The organism is Kitasatospora sp. NPDC059817 (genome assembly GCF_042731835.1).
In the GTDB taxonomy this organism is placed as follows: Bacteria; Actinomycetota; Actinomycetes; order Streptomycetales; family Streptomycetaceae; genus Kitasatospora.
Genome location: NZ_JBHWIR010000030.1, coordinates 10,622 through 32,050, shown reverse-complemented (window position 1 = coordinate 32,050; position 21,429 = coordinate 10,622). Strand labels below are relative to the sequence as shown.

The window sequence follows — 21,429 nt, the reverse complement described above, 5'->3', positions numbered from 1 at the left end:
CTCGTCAGGCCCGCCGAGGAGCCGGGGAAGGGGTGGGCCGGTCCACGTCGGTGGACCGGCCCCGCGATCGGGCCGCCCGGCTACCGGGTCGGTGATCGGGTCGCCCGGCTGCTAGCGGGTCGACTTCTCCTTCGGCGGCTTCGGCGACAGCAACAGCGCCAGCAGCAGGAGTCCGAGGGCTTCGGGCGAGTGCGTGGGCGCGTCGGACACGACGGCCTCGTCCTCCACCATCAGGCTCGCGAGTGTGTCCGCCTCGGCGCGCGTAGCGGTCGGCGTGGTCGTCGTCTGGTGGGTCCGGCAGTGAGTAAGCATCAGAAGTGCCTCCTCAGTTGAGCGTCACCACCCGGTCGGGCGATGCCCCCGTCCGAACGGTAAGGGCGCGGTCCGGTACCTGCATCCGCAGATGGCCGGGCCGGGATAGTCCATTCGGAGTGGGCGCGGCCGCGGTGAGTCGGTACCGTCGGGGGCATGACCACAGCCTTGATCACCGGCGCGACCGCCGGCATCGGAGCCGCGTTCGCCCGCCGGCTCGCCCGCAGCGGCTACCGGCTCGTCCTGGTGGCCCGGGACACCGAGCGCCTGGAGCGCGCGAGCGCCGACCTGCACGCCGAGTACGGAGTCGAGGTGGAGACGCTGACCGCCGACCTCGCCACCGACGAGGGCATCGCGGCCGTCGAAGCCCGGCTCGCCGACTCCGCCCGCCCGGTGGACCTGCTCGTCAACAACGCCGGTTTCGGCAACAAGGGCGCGTTCGGGACCGTCCCGCTCCAGGACGAGCTGGACATGCTGAAGGTGCACATCGAGGCGATCCTGCGGCTGACCACGGCGGCCCTGCCGGGGATGCGCGAGCGCGGTCGCGGCGCGGTCGTGAACGTCGCCTCGGTGGCGGCGTTCCTGCCGCGCGGCACGTACGGGGCGAGCAAGGCGTGGGTGGTGAGCTTCACCCAGGGCGTGCTGCGCGACCTCGGCGGCACCGGGGTGCGGATGATGGCGCTCTGCCCGGGCTTCACCCGTACCGAGTTCCACCAGCGGGCGGGCATGGGCACCGGCAACATCCCGGCCTGGTCCTGGCTCTCGGCCGAGCGGGTGGTGGCGGAGGCGATGCGCGACCTGGCCCGGGGTCGGTCGGTGTCCGTGCCGGGCAAGCGCTACAAGGCGGTGGTGGCCCTCGCCCGCCTGTTGCCCTCCGGTCGGCTGGGCGGCCTGTCCTCGAAGGCGGCGCGCAGCTACCGGACGAACTGACGCGGTCGGGGCGGTCGGGGCGGCCGGAGTGGCCGAGCGGTCGGGCGGTCGGAGGAGCGGTCGCCATGGGAATAGATCCAGCCTCACTATTAGCTAGTCTAACTATGAGCTATTCTCGCTATGCTGGCGGCCGTCCGACCGCCCCACCCACGGAGGTTTGCCCTTGAGACCCACCACCATCAACTGGACCCCGCCCGAACGCGCCCAGGGCGAGCCCCGCCCGCCGGCCCAGTGGCGGCGCATCCTCGCCCTCTTCCGCCCGTACACGGGCCGCCTCACGGTCGTCGGGCTGCTGGTGGCGGCCTCCGCCGTGGTGTCGGTGGCCTCGCCGTTCCTGCTCAAGGCCGTCCTGGACACCGCGATCCCGCAAGGCCGCACCGGGCTGCTCAGCCTGCTCGCGCTCGGCATGGTTCTCGCGGCCGTGGTGAACAGCATCTTCAACGTCCTGCAGACGCTGATCTCCACCACCGTCGGCCAGCGCGTCATGCACGACCTGCGCACCGCCGTCTACAGCCACCTGCAACGGCAGTCGCTGGCCTTCTTCACCCGCACCCGCACCGGCGAGGTGCAGTCCCGGATCGCCAACGACATCGGTGGCATGCAGTCCACCGTGACGTCCACCGCGACCAGCCTGGTCTCCAACTTCACCGCGGTGATCGCCTCCGTGGTCGCCATGGTCGCGCTCGACTGGCGGCTCACCGTCGTCTCGCTGCTGCTGCTCCCGCTGTTCGTCTGGATCAGCCGGCGGGTCGGCAACGAGCGCAAGAAGATCACCACCGAGCGGCAGAAGCAGCTGGCCGCGATGAGTTCGGCGGTCCAGGAGTCGCTGTCGGTCAGCGGCATCCTGCTCGGCCGCACGATGGGCCGCTCCGACTCGCTCGCCCGTGAGTTCACCGGGCAGTCCGACCAGCTGGCCGACCTCGAAGTGCGGGCCAGCATGGCCGGGCGCTGGCGGATGAACACCATCCAGATCGTCATGGCCGCGATGCCCGCGGTCATCTACTGGGCGGCGGGGCTGTCCGCGGCGGGCGGCGCACCGATCGTCTCGGTCGGCACCCTGGTCGCCTTCGTCACCCTCCAGCAGGGCCTGTTCCGCCCGACCGTCAGCCTGCTCTCCACCGGCGTGGACGTGCAGACCTCGCTCGCGCTCTTCCAGCGCATCTTCGAGTACCTCGACCTGCCGGTGGAGATCGCCGAGCCGCCGAAGCCGCGGAACCTGACCGACATCCGCGGCGAGGTCCGCTTCGAGGACGTCGACTTCCGCTACGACCCCGCGCAGGAACGGCCGACGCTCTCCGGGGTCGAACTCAAGGTCCCGGCCGGGAGCTCACTGGCCGTGGTCGGTGAGACGGGCTCCGGCAAGACCACGCTCAGCTACCTCGTCCCGCGGCTGTACGACGTCACCGGTGGCCGGGTCACCATCGACGGCGTGGACGTGCGCGAGCTGTCCTTCGACACGCTGGCCCGCGCGGTCGGCGTGGTCTCCCAGGAGACCTACCTCTTCCACGCCTCGGTCGCCGAGAACCTGCGCTTCGCCAAGCCGGAGGCCACCGACGCCGAACTGGTCGAAGCCGCCCGGGCCGCGCAGGTCCACGAGACCATCGCCGCCCTGCCGGACGGCTACGACACCCTGGTCGGCGAGCGCGGCTACCGCTTCTCCGGCGGCGAGAAGCAGCGCCTCGCGCTCGCCCGGACGATCCTGCGCAACCCGCCGGTGCTGATCCTCGACGAGGCCACCAGTGCGCTCGACAACCGCACCGAACAGGCCGTCCAGCAGGCGGTGGACACCCTGGCCGCCGGCCGCACCACCATCACCATCGCGCACCGGCTCTCCACCGTCCGGGCCGCCGACCAGATCGCCGTCCTCGACCGTGGTGAGGTGGTCGAACTCGGCACCCACGAGGAACTGGTGGAGCTGGACGGCCGCTACGCGGCACTGCTGCGCCGGGAGGCGCCGGAGCCGGCCGCCGTCGTACCGGAGGCGGCCGCGCTCGGACACGTGTGAACGGCTCGCCCCGGTGCGGCGCGGCGAGGCGTGATGCGGCGGGTGTGATGTGGCGCGGCGAGGTGTGGCGCGGTGCGCGGCCGGGGCCTACGCGGCCTTCGGCGCCTCGTTGTAGCGCTCCGCGACCTCCTGGCCGGAGAGCCGCTGGATCGCCGCCATCACCTCGTCGGTCACCTGCCGACGGGCCTTCAGCGAGCGGGCCTGCCCGTGCAGCTCGTCGAAGTGCAGCGGCTCGCCGAACCTGACGGTCACCTTCTTGATCCGCGGCACCCGCTTGCCCACCGGCAGGATCTGCTCCGGTCCCTCCAGCGCCACCGGCACCACCGGCACGCCCGCGGTCAGCGCCAGCCAGGCGACGCCCGTCTTGCCCCGGTAGAGCCGGCCGTCCAGCGACCGGGTGCCCTCGGGGTAGATGCCGAAGGCCTTGCCGTCCTCCAGGATCTCCAGCGCAGACTCCAGCGAGGCCTGAGCGGAACGGTAGGTGCCGCGCTCGACCGGCACCGCGCCGATCGCCTCGAAGAAGTCCTTGGACAGTCGGCCCTTGAGCCCCGTCCCGGTGAAGTACTCGGCCTTGGCGAGGAAGTGGACCCGGCGCGGGGCGGTGAGCGGGATCACCACGCTGTCGATGAAGGACAGGTGGTTGCTGGCCAGGATGACCCCGCCCTTGCGCGGCACGTTCTCGATGCCCTCGATGGTCGGCCGCCAGATGCCGCGTGAGACGGGTTTCAGCACCAGCCTGGTGGCGAGATCGAGCATGGTCCCTCCCTGGACGAACGATCGCCCGGGAGGAGCCCGGGCCTGCAATCAGATCCGCAGACTACGACAACCACCCCCGCGGCCGTCCACTCCCGGCGACCGTGGCGCGCACCACGGCCGGGTAGGGTACGCCCGTCCGAACAGAGCGCAACCCCGCAGTACCAGGAGGGCACGATGGAGACCACCGAGGCGATCAAGGCCATGTTCGACCGTTTCGACAAGAACGGCGATGGCAAGATCACTCCGGCCGAATACGCGCTGGTCGCGAACGAGATGGGCGACCACGCCGTGACGCTGTCGATGGCCGAGGCCCTGATCCACGCCATGGACACCCGTCACCAGGGCTTCCTGACCTTCGACGAGTTCCTGGCCGCCCGCCAGCGCTGAGCGTGCCGACGGGTCCGGTCGCCGTACCGGCGGCGCCGGGCCCGGTGCCGCACGGCTCCTCACGGCTCCTCACGGCTCCTCACGGCTCCTCACGGATCCTCAAGGCTCCGGGAGCGCCGCGGGGCGCCTCAGGACTCCACCGGGAACACCCGGCGCACCACCCGCTCCGCCGCACCGCCGTCGTCCCACGGGCAGAACCGCGCCCGGAAGCGGGCCCGCGCGGCCGGCTCCGGATCGCCCGCCAGCAGCGCCTTCGCCAGCCCGTCCGGGTCCACCGTGACGGCCCCCGGCGGCTGCTCGAACAGGTCGAAGTAGACGCCGCGCACCCGCTGGTACTCCTCCCAGTCCGGCGCGAAGATCACGACCGGCCGGTCCAGCACCGCGTAGTCGAACATCATCGACGAGTAGTCCGTCACCAGCGCGTCCGCCGCGAGGTAGAGGTCCTCCACGGTCGGGTGGGCCGAGACGTCGACGATCGCGGCCGAACCCTCGCCCGCCGCCAAGTCGCCCGGGCCGCCAGTGTGGAAGTAGTGCGTGCGCACCAGCAGGGTGAAGTCAGGGCCCAGCCGCCGGGCCAGCTCCCGGACGTCCAGCAGCGGCACGTAGCCGCCCTGGTCGCCGCGGTGGGTCGGGGCGTACAGCACGGCCGTGGTGTCCGGCCGCAGCCCGAACCGCTCGCGCATGGCCCGCACTTCGTCCGGTGTGGTGTTGGCCAGCCGGTCGTTGCGCGGGTAGCCGGTGTCCAGCATCTCGTACCGGCCGGGGAAGGCGCGGGTGAAGTGCTCGCTGGTGTGCGGGTTGGAGGAGACCAGGAAGTCCCAGCGGTCGACGGCCTCCTGGAGCCGCTCGAAGTCCATCCCCTCCGCGGCCTCGGGGCGTTCGCGCAGGTCCATGCCCATCGCCTTGAGCGGGGTGCCGTGTTGGGTCTGCACATGCACGGTGCCCGCCCGCTTCGCCATCGTGCGCGGGAAGTTGACGTTGTTGACGAAGTACTTGGCGGTCGCCATCGCCTTGAGGTAGGCGGGGGTGTTGACGATCACGTACGGCACGCCGGGCGGCATGGCCGCGGCCTGCCTGCGGTTCTCCACCACCCACACGCCCCGGATCTGCGGCGCCAGTTCCCTGGCCTTCTCGTAGATCGCCGCCGGGCTGCACGCGTAACCCCGGTGCCAGTACGCCGCGTAGACCGCCAGGTGCTCGTCCAGCGGCAGCCGGCGGAAGGCGTTGTACGCGGTGAACCGCGCGCCGCTGCGCACGCCCTTCTTCACGGCCGGGGCCACCGCCCTTGCCCCGCGCTTGAGTTCGCGCGGCAGCTGCCCGGTGCGGCGCAGCTCCGCGTACGCGATCCGGGCGCCGCGCGCGGCCAGCCGGTACTGCACGCCGCGCACGCCGCCGGGGTAGCGGTAGCCGGTCGGGCGGTGCCGGGCGAAGTGCCGGGCGATCTGGCGGAAGAAGTCCTTGCGCCGGTCGGCGGGGACCAGCCCGGGGGTGTCGTAGACGTTCAGCGCCTGCCGGACGGTCCGGTCGAAGACCAGGGTGCGCAGTGCGTCGGGGACGGGTCGGCCGGGGCGGTCCGGGCGGTCCAGGAAGGCGAAGATCGCGTCGTACTGGGCGAACACGTCGGCGTGCTTGGGGGAGGCGGTGGCGGTGATCGCGCCGTCCCGGCCGCGCCGGTAGAAGTAGCAGGGGCGGTCGAGGTAGCGCAGCCGCCCGGCGGCCAGCAGCGCGGGGTAGGTGACCGAGATGTCCTCGTAGTAGCCGCGGCCGAAGGAGACGCCGAGGCCCTCCAGGAAGGCGCGGCGGAACACCTTGTTCCAGACCGACATCACGGTCTGGAACAGCGCCGGGTGTTCGGCCAGCGTGCACCCCTCGACCAGCGGGGAGTCGGCCAGTACGTGGCGCCAGGGGTTCGGCTCGGTCTCGCCGTCCGGGTAGACGTGGGTGAAGCCGGTGAGCAGGACGTCGGCGGGCGTCCCGGGCCCGCGCTCCCGCTCCTGCTCCAGCTCCAGTTCGTCCAGGATCGCGCCCACCGTTCGCTCGGGCAGCCAGTCGTCGCTGTCCACGAACCAGACGTACTCGCCGCGCACCTGCGCCAGGGCGGCGGTGCGGGCGCCGCCGAGGCCCTGGTTCTCGGTGAGGTGCAGGACCCGCAGTCGGGGGTCGCGGGCCGCGTAGGCGTCCAGGATCGCGCCGGAGCCGTCGGGGGAGAGGTCGTCGACCGCGATCACCTCGAAACGGGACTCCGTGGCGGGGGTGTCGCCGAGGATCGAGTCGAGGCAGCGCGGCAGGAACCGCTCCACGCCGTGGACCGGGAGCACGATGCTGAGGAGGAGGGGCACGCTGGCCGAGTCTACCGATCGACCGGGTGCGACCTGCGGGGACGTCCGACCGGGGTGATCGGCCGAGGTGACCGGCCGGGCTGACCGGCCGCGGTGGAACCGTGGCCACGATCGCCGCTGGGCCCGGAACCGCCGGTGCCGGGCCCTGAACGGGGCGGCACCGGCAGCCTGGCGGCGGCCCGGCCGACCCTCTACGGCCGACCGCCTTTCCGGGCACCTCGCGAGCCTGGCCACCGCAGCGTCGAGGCGGCCGGGCAGTGGCTCGCGGGAGCCGGAGTTCTTCATCACTCGAACACGCACCCGGGTGCGATGCGGGCGCGGACGCGTTCTCACAGATATTGCTTGGAGGATTCCCCGGAGTCAATCCCTCGAATGTGTTCACTTCATGAAGCCTGGAGGTGTCGACCGGTCGCTTTGTCGACGGCCCCGGCTGTCCCCTATATCCACTGCGGTATCCGCGTCGTGTTCACCGCCGCATCCGCCGCGGCATCCCTCATGGCCGCCGGGCCGCCCGCAGGGACGCGTGCGGGGTCGCGTGCGCCCGGCGTGCGCCGTGCGGCCGGGCGCCGGACCTGTGCCCCGGGTACTGCTGACAGATGGCCGGTCGTGCACCATCATTGATGCCTAGTCGTGATCGCCCTGGTGGCCCCTGGTGCATCGTCAGTTGACGCCGCACGGTACGGTGGCACAACACCAAGGACGGTTGCGCGAAGGCCGTCCATCGCGGATAGTCTTCGCCTCACGGCCCTGGCGCCTCGTAGGGGTGGGAAAACTGATGGAACACATGCAAGTGCGGACTCGGCCCCGCGTGCCGGCGATCCAGTGCGGTGTCGGCACGACCGGCCGTCGGATCGACCGACACCTGGCCGTGCTCGGCGCGCCCGCGCTCCCGGCGGTGGACACCGCCGAGGCGCTCGGGTTGATAAGGGAGCTGACGCCGCGCGGCGCGGACGCCCCGACGGCCAAGCGTCGTCACGCGCGGATCTCGCTGCTGACGCCACTGCGCCGGCTGCGGCGAAGCCTCTTCGGCGGGCGCGGCTAGCGCCCGTCGGCCCGGGGCCTACGGCTCCGCGGCCCGGGCCTCCCGGGCCACCCGGTGCGGATCGGGACCCCGACCCGGCGGACCACACGGACCGTCGGGTCTTCGTCGTGCCCGGATCCGGGTACGCCCCGGCCGGGCCGATGTGGTCTAAACCTTTCAGCCTAGTGCACCTCACCGCCCCCACAGGCGGAGTCGGCGAGGTGCTGCGCGAGGCCCGCCGAGGTGGGTCAGGATGGCGCCATGGCGGACAACATCCACTCCACCCACCAGGGCCTCTTCCAGACCACCACCATCGAGATCACCACCGGCAGCCGAGAGGTCGCGCTCGACATCACCGACCGCTGTGCCGCGTTCCTCACCGAGCGGGCCGCCGGCCGCGACGGCCTGCTCAACGTCTTCGTCCCGCACGCCACCGCCGGAATCGCGGTGCTGGAGACCGGCTCCGGCAGCGACGACGACTTCCTCGCCACCCTGCGCGAACTGCTCCCCGCCGACGACCGCTGGCGCCACCGGCACGGCAGCCCCGGCCACGGGCGGGACCACGTGGTGCCCGGCCTGGTCGCCCCGCACGCCACCCTGCCGGTGATCGGCGGCCAGCTGGCGCTCGGCATCTGGCAGTCCGTGGTGCTGATCGACACCAACGGCGACAATCCGCGCCGGACGGTGCGGCTCTCCTTCTTCGGCTGACCCGACTTCTGCGGCCGGGACTCGCTCGGGCGGGACTCCTTCGGCCGACATTCCTTAGGCCGACTCGACGCGCTACTCGACGGCGGGATCGGCCGGGCCCGCGGGCCCGGCCGGCTCGGCCACGGCCATGGCGGCGGCCACCGCGGCCAGGTAGCGCTCGATCGCCAGGTACTGGCAGAGCAGCGCGACCGGCCGGCCCAGCCGCGCGTACCAGGCGGTCAGCCGGGAGAACGCCGACACCTCGAACCACACCTCGCCGGCGGCGTCCATGGACACCAGGAACGCCTCCTCGCCGCACTCCGGGTGCCCGGGGAGCGTGCCGTACGCGAAGCCGATCCGGTCCGGCTCCTCGACCGTCCACACCACCCGGCACGGGATCACCAGCCGGGGCCACCGGCTGCCCGGCAGGCTCAGCCGCAGCAGCACCGTCGACCCCGGCTCGGCCGGCGCGTGCGGGTACACGGCGAAACCGGTGCCCAGCTGGCTGCCCCAGCCGAGTACGTACCGCCCGGCCCGGGCCAGCACCTGAGGCCCTCGGCCCAGGTGCACGCGCCGCCGCAGGTGCGCGTAGCCGTCCGGCAGCGGGCCGCCGCGGGTGGCGCCGACCTCGGGGTAGGAGGGTGCGCTGGCGCGGGCGGCGAGCAGGCGCCGCTGGAGGTCGGTGGCCATGCGGTCACCGTAGCCGGGCGTCGTGGGCCCGCCGTCGGCGGGTCGCCCGGGGGAGCTGGGTCGGGTCGGGCGGGGCCGGGCCGGCGCTCGGTTCGGGCTCGGGTCGGCGGCGCCTTGCGGCGGGGGCCGGGGGCGGAGTAGGAAGGCGGCATGAGCGACAGCGCGAGGAACGAGGACACGGCGGTCTGCGAGTTCGCCCCCGACGGCGGGGCGCAGGCGGCGCTGGTGCGCGATCCGGCGTCGACCGGGCCGCGGGCCGACTGCGTCCTGTGCGGGGAGCCGACCGAACTGCCCGCCGACCACCCGGGCAGCACGCTGTGCCCGGTCTGCGCCTGGCAGCAGGCCCAGCGGGTGGCCTGTTCGGGCTGATCCGAAAGAGAGCCCCTAGCCGCGATGCCACCGGCTTGACAGCGCCCGAAAGTCGCTGACCTGCGGTGATCTGGGGTGAGAAGGCCCGGGAAGGCCGCCTCAAAGCCGCTGGCAGTGTCCCTGAGCGGCCCCTAGGCGTCCTCCCTCCCGGCCAGGGCCAGGGTCGAGCCGCGTCGCCCCTTGCGGACCAGGAGCTGGGCGGGGATGCGGGTGCGCAGGTCGGCGACGTGACTGACGATGCCGACCGCCCGGTCGCGTTCACGCAGGCCGTCGAGGACGTCCATCACCTCCTCCAGGGACTGCTCGTCGAGCGTGCCGAAGCCCTCGTCGATGAACAGGGTGTCCAGCGGCATGCCGCCGGCCTCGTCGGTGACCACGTCGGCCAGGCCCAGGGCCAGGGCGAGGGAGGCGAAGAAGCTTTCGCCCCCGGAGAGCGTCGCGGTGTCCCGCTCGGTGCCCGTCCAGGCGTCGACCACCCGCAGGGCCAGGCCCGAGCGCTTGTTGCCGGTGCCCCGGTCGTCGCTGTGCACCAGGGTGTAGCGGCCGCCGGACATCCGGACCAGCCGGTCGCTGGCCGCCGCCGCGACCTGCTCCAGCCGGGCCGCCAGGACGTAGGACTCCAGGCGCATCCGGAGCCGGTTCTCGGTGGAGGTGCCGGCGGCCAGCGCCGCGAGCCGGTTGATCCGCCCGTACCGGGCCAGCGCCGGGGCCAGCTCGTCCGCGAGGTCGGCCAGTTGCCGACCGATCGAGGCCAGTGCCGCGCACCGTTCGTCGGCCGCCGAGCGGTCGGCGTGGGCCCGGCCCAGCCGGTCGGTGGCGGCGCCGAGCGCGGCCGCGGCGGCGGGCAGGTCGACCGGCGGACGGGCCGCGGCCTCGGCCAGATCGGGCAGCGCGAGTTCGTGCCGGACGGCGGCGGACTCCGTCCGGTGCCGCTCCAGTCGGGCTGCCAGCCGCTCGCGCTCCGCGCGGGGGAGCAGCACGGCCAGGGCCTCCTCGGGGCTCGGGAAGCCCGCTGCGGCGGCGGCCTCGGCGAGCTCGCCCTCGGCGTCCCCGAGCCGGGCCAGCGCCTGCGCGCAGGCGCGCGAGGCCTCGGCCGCGGCGGCGACCCGCTCGACCAGCCGCTCCAGCGCGGCCGCCCGCGCGGCGACGGAGGCCGCCTCGCCCCGGGCCGCGGCCACCCGTGCGGCGAGCTCGCGCTGTTCGTACCGGAGCGCCTGGAGCCGGTCGGTACGGACGGCGGCGCGCTCCCGGGCCTCGCGCAGCTCGGCGAGCCGGCGGTCCCGGTCGGCCGACAAACGGGCGATCTCCTGCTCGACCCGGCCGAGCGCCTCCGCCGAGTGCAGTGCCTCGCGGTGCTCGCGGTCCAGCTCGGCGAGGGCCTGCGCGAGCGCGTCGGAGCCCTCCGGCCCGGCTGCGCCGGTGGCGGTGGCCTCGCGGACCCGCAGCGCGGTGAGGGTCTGGTCCGCTGCCGTCCAGGCCTGTTCGGCGGTGGCCTGGGCCCGGCGGGCACGCTCCTCGTCGTCGGCGCCGACCCGGCCGTCGGCGGTCTCGGCGGGTGCCGGGTGTTCGGGTGAGCCGCAGACCCGGCACGCTTCGCCCGTGCGCAGTTGCTCGGCCAGCTCGGCGGCCATGCCAGCCAGCCGCCGCTCGCGCAGGCCGAGGCCGTACTCGCGGGCGTCCAGCGCGGCGGTGCGCAGGGCGGCAGCGCGCGGCTCGGCGGCGGCGATCTCGGCCCGCAGGCCGTCGCGCTCCCGGGCGGCGTCCAGGCGGGTGCTCAACTCGGCACGTCGGCCGTCTAGTTGCTCGACCAGCGCGCCCGCCGCCCGGGCCCGGTCCTGCTGCTCCTGGAGGCCGCCGAGCCGCGCGTCGTACTCGGCCAGCCAGTCCTCGGCCTCCTCGGCGAGCTCGTCGGCCCGCCGGCGCTCCTCGTCCAGGCTCCGCTGCTCGCGGGCGAGTTCGGCGCAGCGCTGCTCCTCCGCCCCGGCGGCCTCCAGCCGGACCAGCCCGGCCCGCAGTTCGCGTTCGGCCTCGGCCAGCTCGGCGGCCCCCGCTTCGGCGAGTGCCGGACCCCCGGCGGCAGCGCTGCCCGCGCCGCCGTCGCCGGCCAGCACCTCGCGGTGCCGTCGCTCGGCCTCCCGGGCCCGCCGGTGCGCCTCGGTCGCGCCCTCGTGCAGCCGCAGCGCGGACTCCACCCCGACGGCCGCCTGCGCCGCCGCCAGCCGCCGGCCGTCCCGGGCCGCCTCGGGCTCGAACGCGGCCAGCCGGTCGGCCTGGAGCAGCGCCTGCCGGTGGCGGCGCTGCCGCCCGGCCAGCTCCTCGGCGGCCGCGCGCTCGCCCTGGGCGGCGCGTTGCGCCTCCTCGGCGCCTGCCAGCGCGGCCCCGGCGACGGTGCGCTGTTCGGCTGCGCCGCTGCGCAGGATCGCCGCCCAGCCGAGCACCCCGGCGGTCAGGTCGGCGGCGTCCTCCTCGGCCGGCACCCAGCCCTCGGCGGGCTCGGCGCCCGGGCCGGCCGCCTGCTCGGCCTTGCTGGCGAGATCCCGCAGACGGCGACGGCCGGCCTGGACGGCGGCCTCCTGGACGCGCCGCTGCTCCGCGAGCCACCCCTCGACGTGCTGGAACCGCTCGGTGTCGAACAGCCGCCGCAGCAGCTTGCCGCGCTCCTCCGAGTCGCCCTTGAGGAAGCGGGCGAAGTCGCCCTGCGGCAGCAGCACCACCTGGCAGAACTGCTCCCGGTTCATGCCGATCAGCCGGTGGATCTCCTCCCCGGCCTCCTGGTGCGACTTGCTCACCGCCCGCCAGCCGGGCGTGCCGTCCCCCGCGTCGGCGGCCCACTCGCGCAGCAGGGTCTGCGGCCGCTCGACGGTGGTGCCGGTGCCGATCTTCTTCGGCCGCCGCTGCTCCGGCAGCCGGGTGATCTGCAGCCGCCGCCCGCCGAGCGTCAGCTCCAGCCGGACCTCGGTCAGCCTGCGCGCCTCGGCGTGGTCGCTGCGCAGCCGGTTGGCCCGCCGGGTGCCGGGGACGTCGCCGTAGAGGGCGAAGCAGACCGCGTCCAGCACGCTGCTCTTGCCCGCGCCGGTGGCGCCGCGCAGCAGGAACAGGCCGCCGGCGGCGAGCGCGTCGAAGTCGACGCTCTCGCTGCCCGCGAACGGGCCGAACGCGCTGACGGTGAGCCGGTGCAGCCTCATCGGGGCAGGTCCGCCTTCCGGTCGGTGGTCTCCCGGACGCTCTCGAACCCGGCGCGCAGCCAGCCCAGCTCGTCCGGCTCCGGCTCGGCACCCGGGCGCACGTGCCGCAGGAAGCCCTCCGCGATCTCCAGGTCGGCCCGGCCGCTGACCCGGGCCGCGTACGACCGGGAGGGCTCGGCCTCGCTCTCCTCGGGGTCGAAGAGCAGCTGGAGGGTGTGCGGGAAGCGGCGGCGCAGCTTCTCCATCGGCTCGCTCGGGCGGGCCGCGTCGGTGAGCGTCGCCTGCACCCAGGCCTGCTCGTACGGCGCGTACTCGTCCTTGGTGAGCAGCGCGTCGAGGCTGTCGCGCAGGGTGGCGAGCGGGCGCGGGCGCGGGCAGTCGACGCGCTCGGCGGCGACCGAGCCGTCGGCCGCGAGGTCGACCAGCCACATGGTCTTGCGCTGGTCCACCTCGGAGAAGGAGTAGGCGAGCGGCGAGCCGCTGTAGCGCAGGTGCGGGGCGAGGGTCTGGCAGCCGTGCAGGTGGCCGAGCGCGGCGTAGTGCACGCCGTCGAAGACGGAGGCGGGCACCGAGGCGACGCCACCGACCGCGATGTCCCGCTCGCTGTCGCTCGCCGTGCCGCCGGTGACGAAGGCGTGCGCCAGCACCACCGCGCGGGTGCCGGCCGGGCGGGCCGCGAGATCGGCCCGGACCAGGTCCATCGCCGCGCCGAGTACTGCCGCGTGCCCGCCGCGCTCCAGCCCGAACCGCTCGCGCACCAGCGTCGGCTCCAGGTACGGCAGCCCGTACACCGCCACCGGCCCGTGCTCGTCCGCCAGCAGCACCGGGGCGGCGCACTCGCCCGGGTCGGTGCGCAGGTGGATGCCGGCCCGGCCGATCAGCCCGGCGCCGACGCCGAGGCGGCGGGCCGAGTCGTGGTTGCCGCTGATGAACACCGTCGGCACGCCCAGCCCGGCCAGCCGGTGCAGCACGTCGTCGAACAGGGCGACCGCGTCCAGGCCCGGCAGCGCCCGGTCGTACACGTCCCCGGCGACGAGCACGGCGTCCACGCGCTCGGCCCGGACCACGTCCACCAGGTAGTCCAGGAAGGCGCGCTGGGCGTCGTGCAGGCTCTCCCGGTGGAAGGAACGGCCCAGATGCCAGTCGGAGGTATGCAGCAGTCGCACTACAGCGCCCCTACCTGCATGTTTGCCACTTCCATGTCCTCCGAGTCAGCACCGAGTCAGCACCGGTCACGCGGCCGGCGCCTGGTCAGTACCGAGTATCACAGGACCCACCGACAGAGCCCCGTCCATCACAGCCCTCAGCCTCTCACCCGCATCAGGGGACAGGCGGCCGCAGACGTCGGCGGTGATCCGGATCGTGGATCCCAAGGAAAATGGGTCGGGCCCCGCCTTCTCGGGTGGGGCCCGCTTTCCTTGTTTCACGAGGCCCCCGAGATTCGCCGCACAACTGGCGTTGATCGAATGTCTACTGGCCGCTGGTCCACTGTGAGAACTGACCCCTTCGAGTCCTTGGACAACCATAGTGATCAAGCGTGTAGTAGTTGGCGTAGCGGCAACTGCGCTGTTCAGCCTCGGTGCCGGTGTGGCGCTTGCCCAGACGGGTGCGGAAAGCACGGCAGTCGTCACGGCTTTCCCTGCGACGGGTGCGGCCGTTCCGGTCGGCACCGAGGAGGCCCACGCTCAGGCCTCCGTGCCCGGACGGACCGGCGAGGCCAGCACCGCCAACTGGCACTGGGTCAACGGCGGAGCACGCAACACCGTTGTGACTCCGGCGGGCTGGAACGGCAAGCGCTTCGAGGAATGATATTTCGGGATTGCCCGCTGGTGCCCTGCACCGGCGGGCATTCGCCGTTGTACGGCGCACCCGGTCACAGCTGGATCGTCGTCCAGAAGTGGTCCATCCAACTCGCTGCTTTTGCGGCCAGATCTGCTGGTGCGCCCAAAGCTGCCGCCTATTGGGCTGTGTCTCCATGCGGCAGTCGCATGGTTCCCGACCCTAACGTCCGGTACTGACAATCCCGTCCGGATCGGGAGCCCAGGGGTCCTGGGGCGCGCGTGTTCGATTACTTGGGGTGGATTGTCAGTGGCTCTGTGTATGTTCCTCGACGTCGGCGGCTCCAGGGTCGGAGCGGTCGGCGGTGTCCGGTGCTGGGCTAGTCGGTGGGAGGAACCATGCGGGTGTGGTCGTTGGGTCGTGAGGGCTCCGGGGTTGCGGAGCGTTGTGCGGGGCGTTGTGGAGGCTGCCGGGGTTCCGGGGCCGTCGATGTCTTCGGGCGGTCGCGGGTCCGCCGGCGGGTGCTGCTGCGCGCCGGGCGGCGGGCCGGGGCGGACGGCGGACCGGGTGCTCCCGGCGGGGCCCGGCCGTCCGGTGGTGACCGGCCGCCGGGAGGGCGTGCGGGCGGGGCCGGTGCGCGGGGGCGCCGTGGCGGGCGGGCCCGGGGCGCTCCGCCGCCGCAGCCGGTGGCGGTCGCGGTGGCGGCGGCTGCGTCCGACTTCGCCGGCCTCACGCGGTACGGGCTGTTCGGCCGGCTCGCCCACCAGGAGTACCTGCGGCGCTCGGAGGAGCAGCTGAGGGCCCTGCACGCGCAGGGCCTGGAGGTGCACCTGCGGGTCCTGGAGGCGGGTGACTACGAGGACTACTGCACGGCGCTCGGCCTCGACCCCCGGACGCCCGCCGCCCGGGTCGCGTACGCGGGCGATCCGGAGCTGGCCGGGGAGCCCTTCGTCTACGCGGGGGAGCGGCTGGCCGAACTGCTCCCGGTCCTGCTGGACGACCACCGGGCGCGGGTGCGGATGTCCGTCGCGGGCGTGGCCCTGCTGGAGGCGGTCGGCGACGACCCGGACGGGCAGCGGCGGCTGGCGGCGGTGATGGGGTACGTGACGTCGGCCTACCTCGCGCTGGCCGAGGGCGCGGGGGAGGGCTGCCACCTGCTGACGCTGCGCTGCCACGGCCCGGAGGACGGCGAGCAGCTCAGCTCGGCGGTGGAGGTCTGCGTGGAGGCGGGCGGCCTCTACCCCGCCGGGCGGGACACCGAGGCGTTCTGCGTGACGCTGGCGGCGGGGGTCGCCGGCGGCGGGGCGGGGGCGCTGCTGCTGCACGGCGATCCGGGCGTCCCGGCGCACGGGGCCTCGGCCTCGGACGGGCCGTGGGTGCGCGGTTGGGCGCTGGCCGGCGGGCGGTTGCGGCCGATGACGGTGCACGAGGTGTTCGACGAGCTGGCCGACGACGCCGCGCGCGGGCTGCCGTTCCCGCCCGGGGTGGTCCCGCGACCGGGCTTCCCGCTGCCGGGCTTTTCGGAGCCCGCTTCCCCGTCGGAGGAGGGGGGTGGGCCGCTGGGGTGATCAGGGGGTTTCCACTCCTGCCATCCACCATGCGGCGCTGGGGACTGTTCATCGACCGCCTGTTCGGGGAAGATTCGGAGAAGATCAACAGCAGGAGCGCGCGGTGCCCCACGCCGCCGCTCCGGCCGCTCCGCTCCGTACCGTGCTCCGCAGGTCCGTCCCGCGCACTGCCGGTCCGGCGAGCCCGACAGCGAGAGGGGGACGCATGAGCCGGATCGAGTACAGCGCGGAGATCGCCGAGCTGCTCGGCAGGGTGCGCCGGCGTCCCACGGCGGGGTGGCCGTGGCGGCCGGGCGAGCAGGTGCCCGAGGGGCTGCCGGTGAAGCAGTCCTGGGGGTGGCTGTTCGCTCCGGACGGGCGGGTGCTGACCCTGGTCAACCCCAGGGACGGGATCTGCTCGCTCCCCGGCGGCTCGCTGGAACCGGAGGACGCCGGGGATCCGGCCTCCGCGCTGGCCCGGGAGGCGGCCGAGGAGGCCCAGGCCGTGATCGGCCGACCGTACTACCTCGGTTACCTCTACGACCGGGTCGGCTCGGCCAACGGCGGGCACGAGTGCGCGCGGGTCCGGATGGCGGCGGCGCTGCGCGCGGTCGGCCCGAGCGCGGCCGACCCGGCCTCCGGCCGGCACTACCGGCGGCTGCTGGTCGCGCCCGGACTCGCCGTCGAACTGCTCGGCTGGGGCGCGCCCGGGCTGCGCCAGGCCCGGGTGGCGGTCGCCACCGCCGCCCGCCGGCTCGGCGTGCCGGTCGCCGCGAACGAGGCGATCGAGGAGCTGCCGGTGGAGGGCTGCGTGGTCTTCCCCGGCGCCGTCTACCCGGATGCCGCGTGTCCGGACGCCGGTTACCCGGAGGCCGTCCACCCGGATGCGGTGTGCCCTAGCGAGCCTCACCCGGGCCTCACGTAGCCGGAGGAGGGGCTGCCGGGTGACGGCGCCGTCCGCCTGATCCACGGTCAGGGCTTCGAGCTGGAGTCCGCGTGCGCCGGAGTCCGCGTGTGCCGGAGCCCGCGTGCGCTGACGCCCTTGCGTGAGAAGTCGGTTCGCGCGGAGTCGGGTCGTGTCGTGCCGGTTCGCGCCGCGCTGTGCCTGGCGAGCACCGGCGCGACGCGACGCGTCGTACGGCGGGGTGGCCTGGCGATGGCCGTGTCGTGACGGTGTCCTGGCCGTGCCCTGACTACCAACTGACCACTCGCTGACTTTTTCACCGACCACTGTCTACGCGCGATGACCGACGCCGGTCGGCGTACACCGGCGCTGACCAGCGCCAACTCACGCCCTGTGGCCGATGGTTCACTTCTGCGTTGTCGGACTGCCCGTCAATGTCCTTGGCATGACCGCTTCCCGGTTCACCTACTGCCTGGTATCACTTCTGTGACCCATACCACACCAGGAGGTGCCATGCTCCGTCCAGCGCGCGCCATGTCCGTTGCCGCGATAGCGGCTCTGCTCACTCTGACCACGTTGTTCACCGCTTCATCCGCGAATGCGGCGAGCGTCAACTACGTCGCCCTCGGGGACTCCTACTCCGCCGGTGTCGGTGCCGGCAGCTACCTGAGCGACAGCGGCAACTGCAAGCGAAGCACCAACGCCTACCCGTACCTGTGGAAGAACGCGCACTCGCCGTCGTCCTTCTCGTTCGTCGCGTGTTCCGGCGCCAGAACCGGAGACGTCCTCAGCAACCAGATCTCCGCGCTGAGCTCCAGCACCACGCTGGTCAGCCTGTCGGTCGGCGGCAACGACGCCGGCTTCGCCGACACCATGAAGACCTGCGTGCTGGAGTCGGACAGCACCTGCCTCAGCGCCGTCAGCGCGGCCCAGAACTACGCCCGCAACACCCTGCCCGCCCAGCTGGACAAGGTGTACTCGACGATCCACACCAAGGCGCCGAACGCCCACGTGGTGGTGCTGGGCTACCCGCACCTCTACAAGATCGGCGGCAGCTGCATCCTCGGCATCAGTGACACCAAGCGTGCCGCGATCAACGGCGCCGCCGACACGCTGGACGAGGTCATCGCCAAGCGGGTCGCCAACGCCGGCTTCAGCTTCGGCGACGTGCGCAGCATCTTCACCGAGCACGAGATCTGCGGCTCGCTGACCACCTGGCTCAACAGCGCCACCCTGCCGGTCGACGAGAGCTACCACCCGAAGGCCGCCGGCCAGTCCGGTGGCTACCTCCCGGTCTTCAGCCAGTCGTAACGGCTTCGCGCCGGTAGGCCATCGCATCGGCAGGCCCGTCGCATCGGCAGGCCTGTCACAGAGGCAGGCCTGTCACATAGGTGGGACCGTCGCATCGGTAGGCCGTCGCTCCAGGGCGCCCGCCGAACCCGGCACGCGGGGCCGGGGGGGGCGGCCGGGGCGCCCCGCGCCGGTGCTGGGGCTTGCGGCCGGGCCGCGCCCGGCCACCATGTCGTACGGCGGCGACCTGCTGGAGCTCCGGATCGACGCCGAACTGCACGCGGCGCTGGTGGAGTTGGCGCGGCGCTCGGGTGCGACCCTGTTCATGGTGCTGCAGGCCGCGCTCGCGGCGCTGTACACCCGGCTGGGCGCGGGCACGGACATCCCGATCGGCAGCCCGATCGCGGGCCGCACCGACGAGGCGCTGGACGAGCTGGTCGGGTTCTTCATCAACACCCTGGTGCTGCGGACGGACACCAGCGGCGACCCGAGCTTCACGGAGCTGCTGGGGCGGGTGCGGGAGACGGCGCTGTCGGCGTACGCGCACCAGGACGTGCCGTTCGAGCACCTGGTGGAGGCGCTGAACCCGTCCCGCTCGCTCTCCCACCACCCGCTGTACCAGACCGGGCTGGTCGTGCAGAACGCGCCGGGCGGTGACTTCGAGCTGCCGGGCCTCCGGGTCTCCGGGGTGACCGTGCTCACCGGGACCGCGCGGCTCGACCTGACCTTCGGGTTCGCGGAGGAGCACGGGCCCGACGGCGCGCCGGCCGGGCTCAGCGGTGCGGTCGAGTACAGCACCGACCTGTTCGACCGTTCGACGGTCGAGGCCCTGGCCGACCGGTGGACCAGGCTGCTGGCCGCGGTTGCCGCCGCGCCCGACCAGCCGATCGGCGGGATCGAGCTGCTGTCGGCCGAGGAGCGCCGCGAGCTGCTGCCCGTCGCCGAGGGCGGGGCGGCAGCGGTGAGCCTGCCGGAGCTCTTCGCGGCGCAGGTGGTGGCAACGCCGGATGCGGTCGCGCTCGCGTGCGGTGATCAGGAGTTGACATACCGGCAGTTGAGCGCTCGCGCGAACCGGTTCGCGCATGCGTTGATCGCGCGGGGTGTGGGGCCTGAGCAGCTGGTGGCGGTGGCGTTGCCGCGCTCGGTGGAGTCGGTGGTGGCGGTCCTGGGCGTGCTGAAGGCCGGGGCGGCGTACCTGCCGGTGGATCTGGCGTACCCGCGGGCGCGGATCGACTTCATGTTGGCGGACGCCCGTCCTTCGGTGGTGGTCGACGACCCGGCGATGGTGGGCGACGGAGGCCGGCCGGACACGGATCCGGTGGTCGCGCTCGATGTCCGGCATCCGGCGTACGTGATCTACACCTCGGGTTCGACCGGCCGCCCCAAGGGCGTCGTGGTCGCCCACGGCGGGGTGTCGGGTCTGGTGGCGGCGCAGGTCGATCGGCTCGGCCTGGCGCCGGGCAGCCGGGTCCTCCAGTTCGCCTCGCCCAGCTTCGACGCGTCGTTCTGGGACCTGTGCAGCGCCCTGCTGACCGGTGCCGCCCTCGTGCTCGCCCCGTCCGGGGCCCCGCTGGAGGCCCTGACGGACCGCCGGCTCGACGTCACCCATGTGACGCTGCCGCCCTCGGCCCTGGCCGCGCTGGACGGCGCCGACCTCGCGGCCGGCACCCTGGTGGTGGCGGGTGAGGCGTGCCCGCCGGAGCTGGTGGCGCGCTGGGCCCCGGGGCGCCGGATGGTCAACGCGTACGGCCCGACGGAGACGACGGTGTGCGCGACGATGAGCGCCCCGCTGGCGGCGGGCTCCGGCGTGCCGCCGATCGGCCGTGCGGTCGCGGGCTTCCGGGTGTACGTGCTGGACGAGCGGCTGTGCCTGGTGCCGCCGGGCGTCGCGGGGGAGTTGTACGTCGTGGGGCCGGGGCTGGCGCGCGGGTACCTGAACCGGCCTGGCCTGACGGCGGGTCGTTTCGTCGCCTGCCCGTTCGAGGCGGGCGGCCAGATGTACCGTACCGGGGACGTGGTGCGCCGCCGGGCCGACGGCGAGTTGGAGTACGTCGGCCGGGCGGACCAGCAGGTGAAGGTGCGCGGCTTCCGGGTCGAACTCGGCGAGATCGAGGCGGCCCTGGCCGAGCATCCCGGGGTCGCCCAGGTCGCCGTCGTGGCCCGGGAGGACCGGCTCGTCGGCTACGTGGCGGCCCGTCCCGACGTGGCCGTCCGTCCGGTGGAGCTGGCGGCGCACCTGCGCGACCGGCTGCCGGACTACCTGGTGCCGGCCGTGTTCACGGTGCTGGACGTGCTGCCGCTGACGCCCAACGGCAAGTTGGACCGCGCCGCGCTGCCCGCTCCCGACCTCGGTTCGGCCGAGGTCGGGAGGGCGCCGCGCACGCCGCAGGAGCAGATCCTCTGCGAGCTGTTCGCCGAGGTGTTGGGCCGGGCGCAGGTCGGTGTCGACGACGACTTCTTCGACCTGGGCGGGCACTCCCTGCTCGCCACCCGGCTGACCGCGCGGGTGCGCTCGGTGCTCGGTGTGGAGCTCGGGCTGCGCGCGCTCTTCCAGGCGCCCACCGCTGCGGGGCTGGCCGAGGCGTTGGCCGGGGCTGGCCGCGTCCGTCCGGCGCTGACCGTTCACGAGCGGCCGGAGGCGGTGCCGCTCTCCTTCGCCCAGCGTCGGCTCTGGTTCATGCACCGCATGGACGGCAGCGCCGCGACCTACCACATCCCGCTGGCGCTGCAACTGACCGGAACGCTCGACCGGGCGGCGCTGGACGAGGCACTGGCCGACGTGGTGGCCCGGCACGAGAGCCTGCGGACGGTGTTCCCGGAGGTCGACGGCGTCCCGTGCCAGCGGGTCCTGGACCCGGCCGAGGCCCGGCTCCGGGCCGGGCTGACCGAGGTCTCACAGGCCGAACTGCACGACCGGCTCGCCGAGTTCGCCCGGCGGCCCTTCGATTTGGCGGCGGAGCCGCCGCTGCGGGCGGAGCTGTTCGAGCTGGCGCCGGACGAGCACGTGCTGCTGCTGGTCATGCACCACATCGCCGGTGACGGCTGGTCCACCGGCCCGCTGGCCCGTGACCTGGCCGAGGCGTACGCGGCCCGCTGCGAGGGCCGGACGTCGAGCCGGGCGGCCCTGCCGGTGCAGTACGCGGACTACACGCTGTGGCAGCGCGAGCTGCTCGGCGACGCCCCCCACCCCCCGAGCCCGGGGGCCGAGCACCGAGCCAACGTGAAGCC

The 21,429-nt window shown here is 73.8% G+C and carries 17 protein-coding genes; 11 read left to right on the top strand and 6 right to left on the bottom strand.

The features are described 5' to 3' along the window. Positions 1 to 111: 111 nt before the first annotated feature. A complete protein-coding gene (locus ACFV61_RS09385; protein WP_380490898.1) occupies positions 112 to 312 on the bottom strand; it encodes a hypothetical protein in 201 nt (66 codons plus the stop codon). A gap of 156 nt (positions 313 to 468) precedes the next feature. Between ACFV61_RS09385 and ACFV61_RS09380 the strand changes: the two genes are divergently transcribed. Both ACFV61_RS09380 and ACFV61_RS09375 read left to right on the top strand, forming a co-directional pair. Beyond that, entirely contained in the window at positions 469 to 1,242 is a 774-nt protein-coding gene (locus tag ACFV61_RS09380; RefSeq protein WP_063349966.1) for an SDR family oxidoreductase, read from the top strand. A gap of 163 nt (positions 1,243 to 1,405) precedes the next feature. Further along, positions 1,406 to 3,247: an ABC transporter ATP-binding protein gene (locus ACFV61_RS09375; RefSeq protein ID WP_380490896.1), complete on the top strand. Its 1,842-nt coding sequence runs from the start codon at positions 1,406 to 1,408 to the stop codon at positions 3,245 to 3,247. An 87-nt stretch (positions 3,248 to 3,334) separates the two neighbouring features. Here ACFV61_RS09375 and ACFV61_RS09370 read toward each other — a convergent pair whose 3' ends face one another. Beyond that, positions 3,335 to 4,003 carry a 1-acyl-sn-glycerol-3-phosphate acyltransferase gene (locus ACFV61_RS09370; RefSeq protein ID WP_063349968.1) on the bottom strand — a complete coding sequence of 223 codons (669 nt, stop codon included), beginning with the start codon at positions 4,001 to 4,003 and terminating at the stop codon, positions 3,335 to 3,337. 174 nt (positions 4,004 to 4,177) lie between these two features. Here ACFV61_RS09370 and ACFV61_RS09365 point away from each other — a divergent pair, with 174 nt between their 5' ends. Continuing rightward, a complete protein-coding gene (locus ACFV61_RS09365; protein ID WP_063349969.1) occupies positions 4,178 to 4,390 on the top strand; it encodes an EF-hand domain-containing protein in 213 nt (70 codons plus the stop codon). A 128-nt stretch (positions 4,391 to 4,518) separates the two neighbouring features. On the opposite strand, the gene ACFV61_RS09360 is transcribed toward ACFV61_RS09365, so the two are convergent. After that, entirely contained in the window at positions 4,519 to 6,729 is a 2,211-nt protein-coding gene (locus tag ACFV61_RS09360) for a CDP-glycerol glycerophosphotransferase family protein (protein WP_380490894.1), read from the bottom strand. 775 nt (positions 6,730 to 7,504) lie between these two features. Here ACFV61_RS09360 and ACFV61_RS09355 point away from each other — a divergent pair. Both ACFV61_RS09355 and ACFV61_RS09350 read left to right on the top strand, forming a co-directional pair. Further along, on the top strand, positions 7,505 to 7,771 hold the full coding sequence (locus tag ACFV61_RS09355; RefSeq protein WP_063349971.1) for a hypothetical protein: 267 nt from the start codon (positions 7,505 to 7,507) through the stop codon (positions 7,769 to 7,771). Between the two features lie 240 nt (positions 7,772 to 8,011). Continuing rightward, positions 8,012 to 8,458, top strand: coding sequence for a YjbQ family protein (locus tag ACFV61_RS09350; RefSeq protein WP_363367071.1), 447 nt, complete (start codon positions 8,012 to 8,014; stop codon positions 8,456 to 8,458). 72 nt (positions 8,459 to 8,530) lie between these two features. On the opposite strand, the gene ACFV61_RS09345 is transcribed toward ACFV61_RS09350, so the two are convergent. Continuing rightward, positions 8,531 to 9,127: a DUF1990 family protein gene (locus tag ACFV61_RS09345; RefSeq protein ID WP_380346237.1), complete on the bottom strand. Its 597-nt coding sequence runs from the start codon at positions 9,125 to 9,127 to the stop codon at positions 8,531 to 8,533. 150 nt (positions 9,128 to 9,277) lie between these two features. Between ACFV61_RS09345 and ACFV61_RS09340 the strand changes: the two genes are divergently transcribed. Beyond that, entirely contained in the window at positions 9,278 to 9,496 is a 219-nt protein-coding gene (locus ACFV61_RS09340; protein WP_363367075.1) for a hypothetical protein, read from the top strand. 131 nt (positions 9,497 to 9,627) lie between these two features. On the opposite strand, the gene ACFV61_RS09335 is transcribed toward ACFV61_RS09340, so the two are convergent. Then, complete coding sequence (locus ACFV61_RS09335) at positions 9,628 to 12,681, bottom strand: AAA family ATPase (protein WP_380490892.1); 3,054 nt, start codon at positions 12,679 to 12,681, stop codon at positions 9,628 to 9,630. Continuing rightward, positions 12,678 to 13,847, bottom strand: a complete 1,170-nt coding sequence (locus ACFV61_RS09330; RefSeq protein WP_380490890.1) for an exonuclease SbcCD subunit D — start codon at positions 13,845 to 13,847, stop codon at positions 12,678 to 12,680. The genes ACFV61_RS09335 and ACFV61_RS09330 overlap by 4 nt, the downstream gene beginning before the upstream one ends. A 361-nt stretch (positions 13,848 to 14,208) precedes the next feature. Between ACFV61_RS09330 and ACFV61_RS09325 the strand changes: the two genes are divergently transcribed. The 5 genes from ACFV61_RS09325 to ACFV61_RS09305 all read left to right on the top strand — a co-directional run. Continuing rightward, positions 14,209 to 14,490, top strand: coding sequence for a hypothetical protein (locus ACFV61_RS09325; protein ID WP_380490888.1), 282 nt, complete (start codon positions 14,209 to 14,211; stop codon positions 14,488 to 14,490). Between the two features lie 668 nt (positions 14,491 to 15,158). Next, positions 15,159 to 16,028 carry a hypothetical protein gene (locus ACFV61_RS09320; RefSeq protein WP_380490887.1) on the top strand — a complete coding sequence of 290 codons (870 nt, stop codon included), beginning with the start codon at positions 15,159 to 15,161 and terminating at the stop codon, positions 16,026 to 16,028. A 205-nt stretch (positions 16,029 to 16,233) separates the two neighbouring features. After that, on the top strand, positions 16,234 to 16,932 hold the full coding sequence (locus tag ACFV61_RS09315; RefSeq protein WP_063349977.1) for a hypothetical protein: 699 nt from the start codon (positions 16,234 to 16,236) through the stop codon (positions 16,930 to 16,932). A gap of 492 nt (positions 16,933 to 17,424) precedes the next feature. Continuing rightward, the gene (locus ACFV61_RS09310; RefSeq protein ID WP_063349978.1) at positions 17,425 to 18,222 is read left to right on the top strand and encodes an SGNH/GDSL hydrolase family protein; all 798 of its coding nucleotides are present in this window, start codon (positions 17,425 to 17,427) and stop codon (positions 18,220 to 18,222) included. Positions 18,223 to 18,394: 172 nt separating this feature from the next. After that, the coding region (locus ACFV61_RS09305) for an amino acid adenylation domain-containing protein (RefSeq protein WP_380490885.1) at positions 18,395 to 21,429 on the top strand (3,035 nt) is incomplete at its 3' end.

Excerpts from the sequence above, each read along its gene's own strand:
- ACFV61_RS09385 (WP_380490898.1), bottom strand. The coding sequence starts at position 312 with ATGCTTACTCACTGCCGGACCCACCAGACGACGACCACGCCGACCGCT.
- ACFV61_RS09380 (WP_063349966.1), top strand. The coding sequence starts at position 469 with ATGACCACAGCCTTGATCACCGGCGCGACCGCCGGCATCGGAGCCGCG.
- ACFV61_RS09370 (WP_063349968.1), bottom strand. The coding sequence starts at position 4,003 with ATGCTCGATCTCGCCACCAGGCTGGTGCTGAAACCCGTCTCACGCGGC.
- ACFV61_RS09365 (WP_063349969.1), top strand. The coding sequence starts at position 4,178 with ATGGAGACCACCGAGGCGATCAAGGCCATGTTCGACCGTTTCGACAAG.
- ACFV61_RS09355 (WP_063349971.1), top strand. The coding sequence starts at position 7,505 with ATGGAACACATGCAAGTGCGGACTCGGCCCCGCGTGCCGGCGATCCAG.
- ACFV61_RS09350 (WP_363367071.1), top strand. The coding sequence starts at position 8,012 with ATGGCGGACAACATCCACTCCACCCACCAGGGCCTCTTCCAGACCACC.
- ACFV61_RS09345 (WP_380346237.1), bottom strand. The coding sequence starts at position 9,127 with ATGGCCACCGACCTCCAGCGGCGCCTGCTCGCCGCCCGCGCCAGCGCA.
- ACFV61_RS09340 (WP_363367075.1), top strand. The coding sequence starts at position 9,278 with ATGAGCGACAGCGCGAGGAACGAGGACACGGCGGTCTGCGAGTTCGCC.
- ACFV61_RS09335 (WP_380490892.1), bottom strand. The coding sequence starts at position 12,681 with ATGAGGCTGCACCGGCTCACCGTCAGCGCGTTCGGCCCGTTCGCGGGC.
- ACFV61_RS09315 (WP_063349977.1), top strand. The coding sequence starts at position 16,234 with ATGAGCCGGATCGAGTACAGCGCGGAGATCGCCGAGCTGCTCGGCAGG.
- ACFV61_RS09310 (WP_063349978.1), top strand. The coding sequence starts at position 17,425 with ATGCTCCGTCCAGCGCGCGCCATGTCCGTTGCCGCGATAGCGGCTCTG.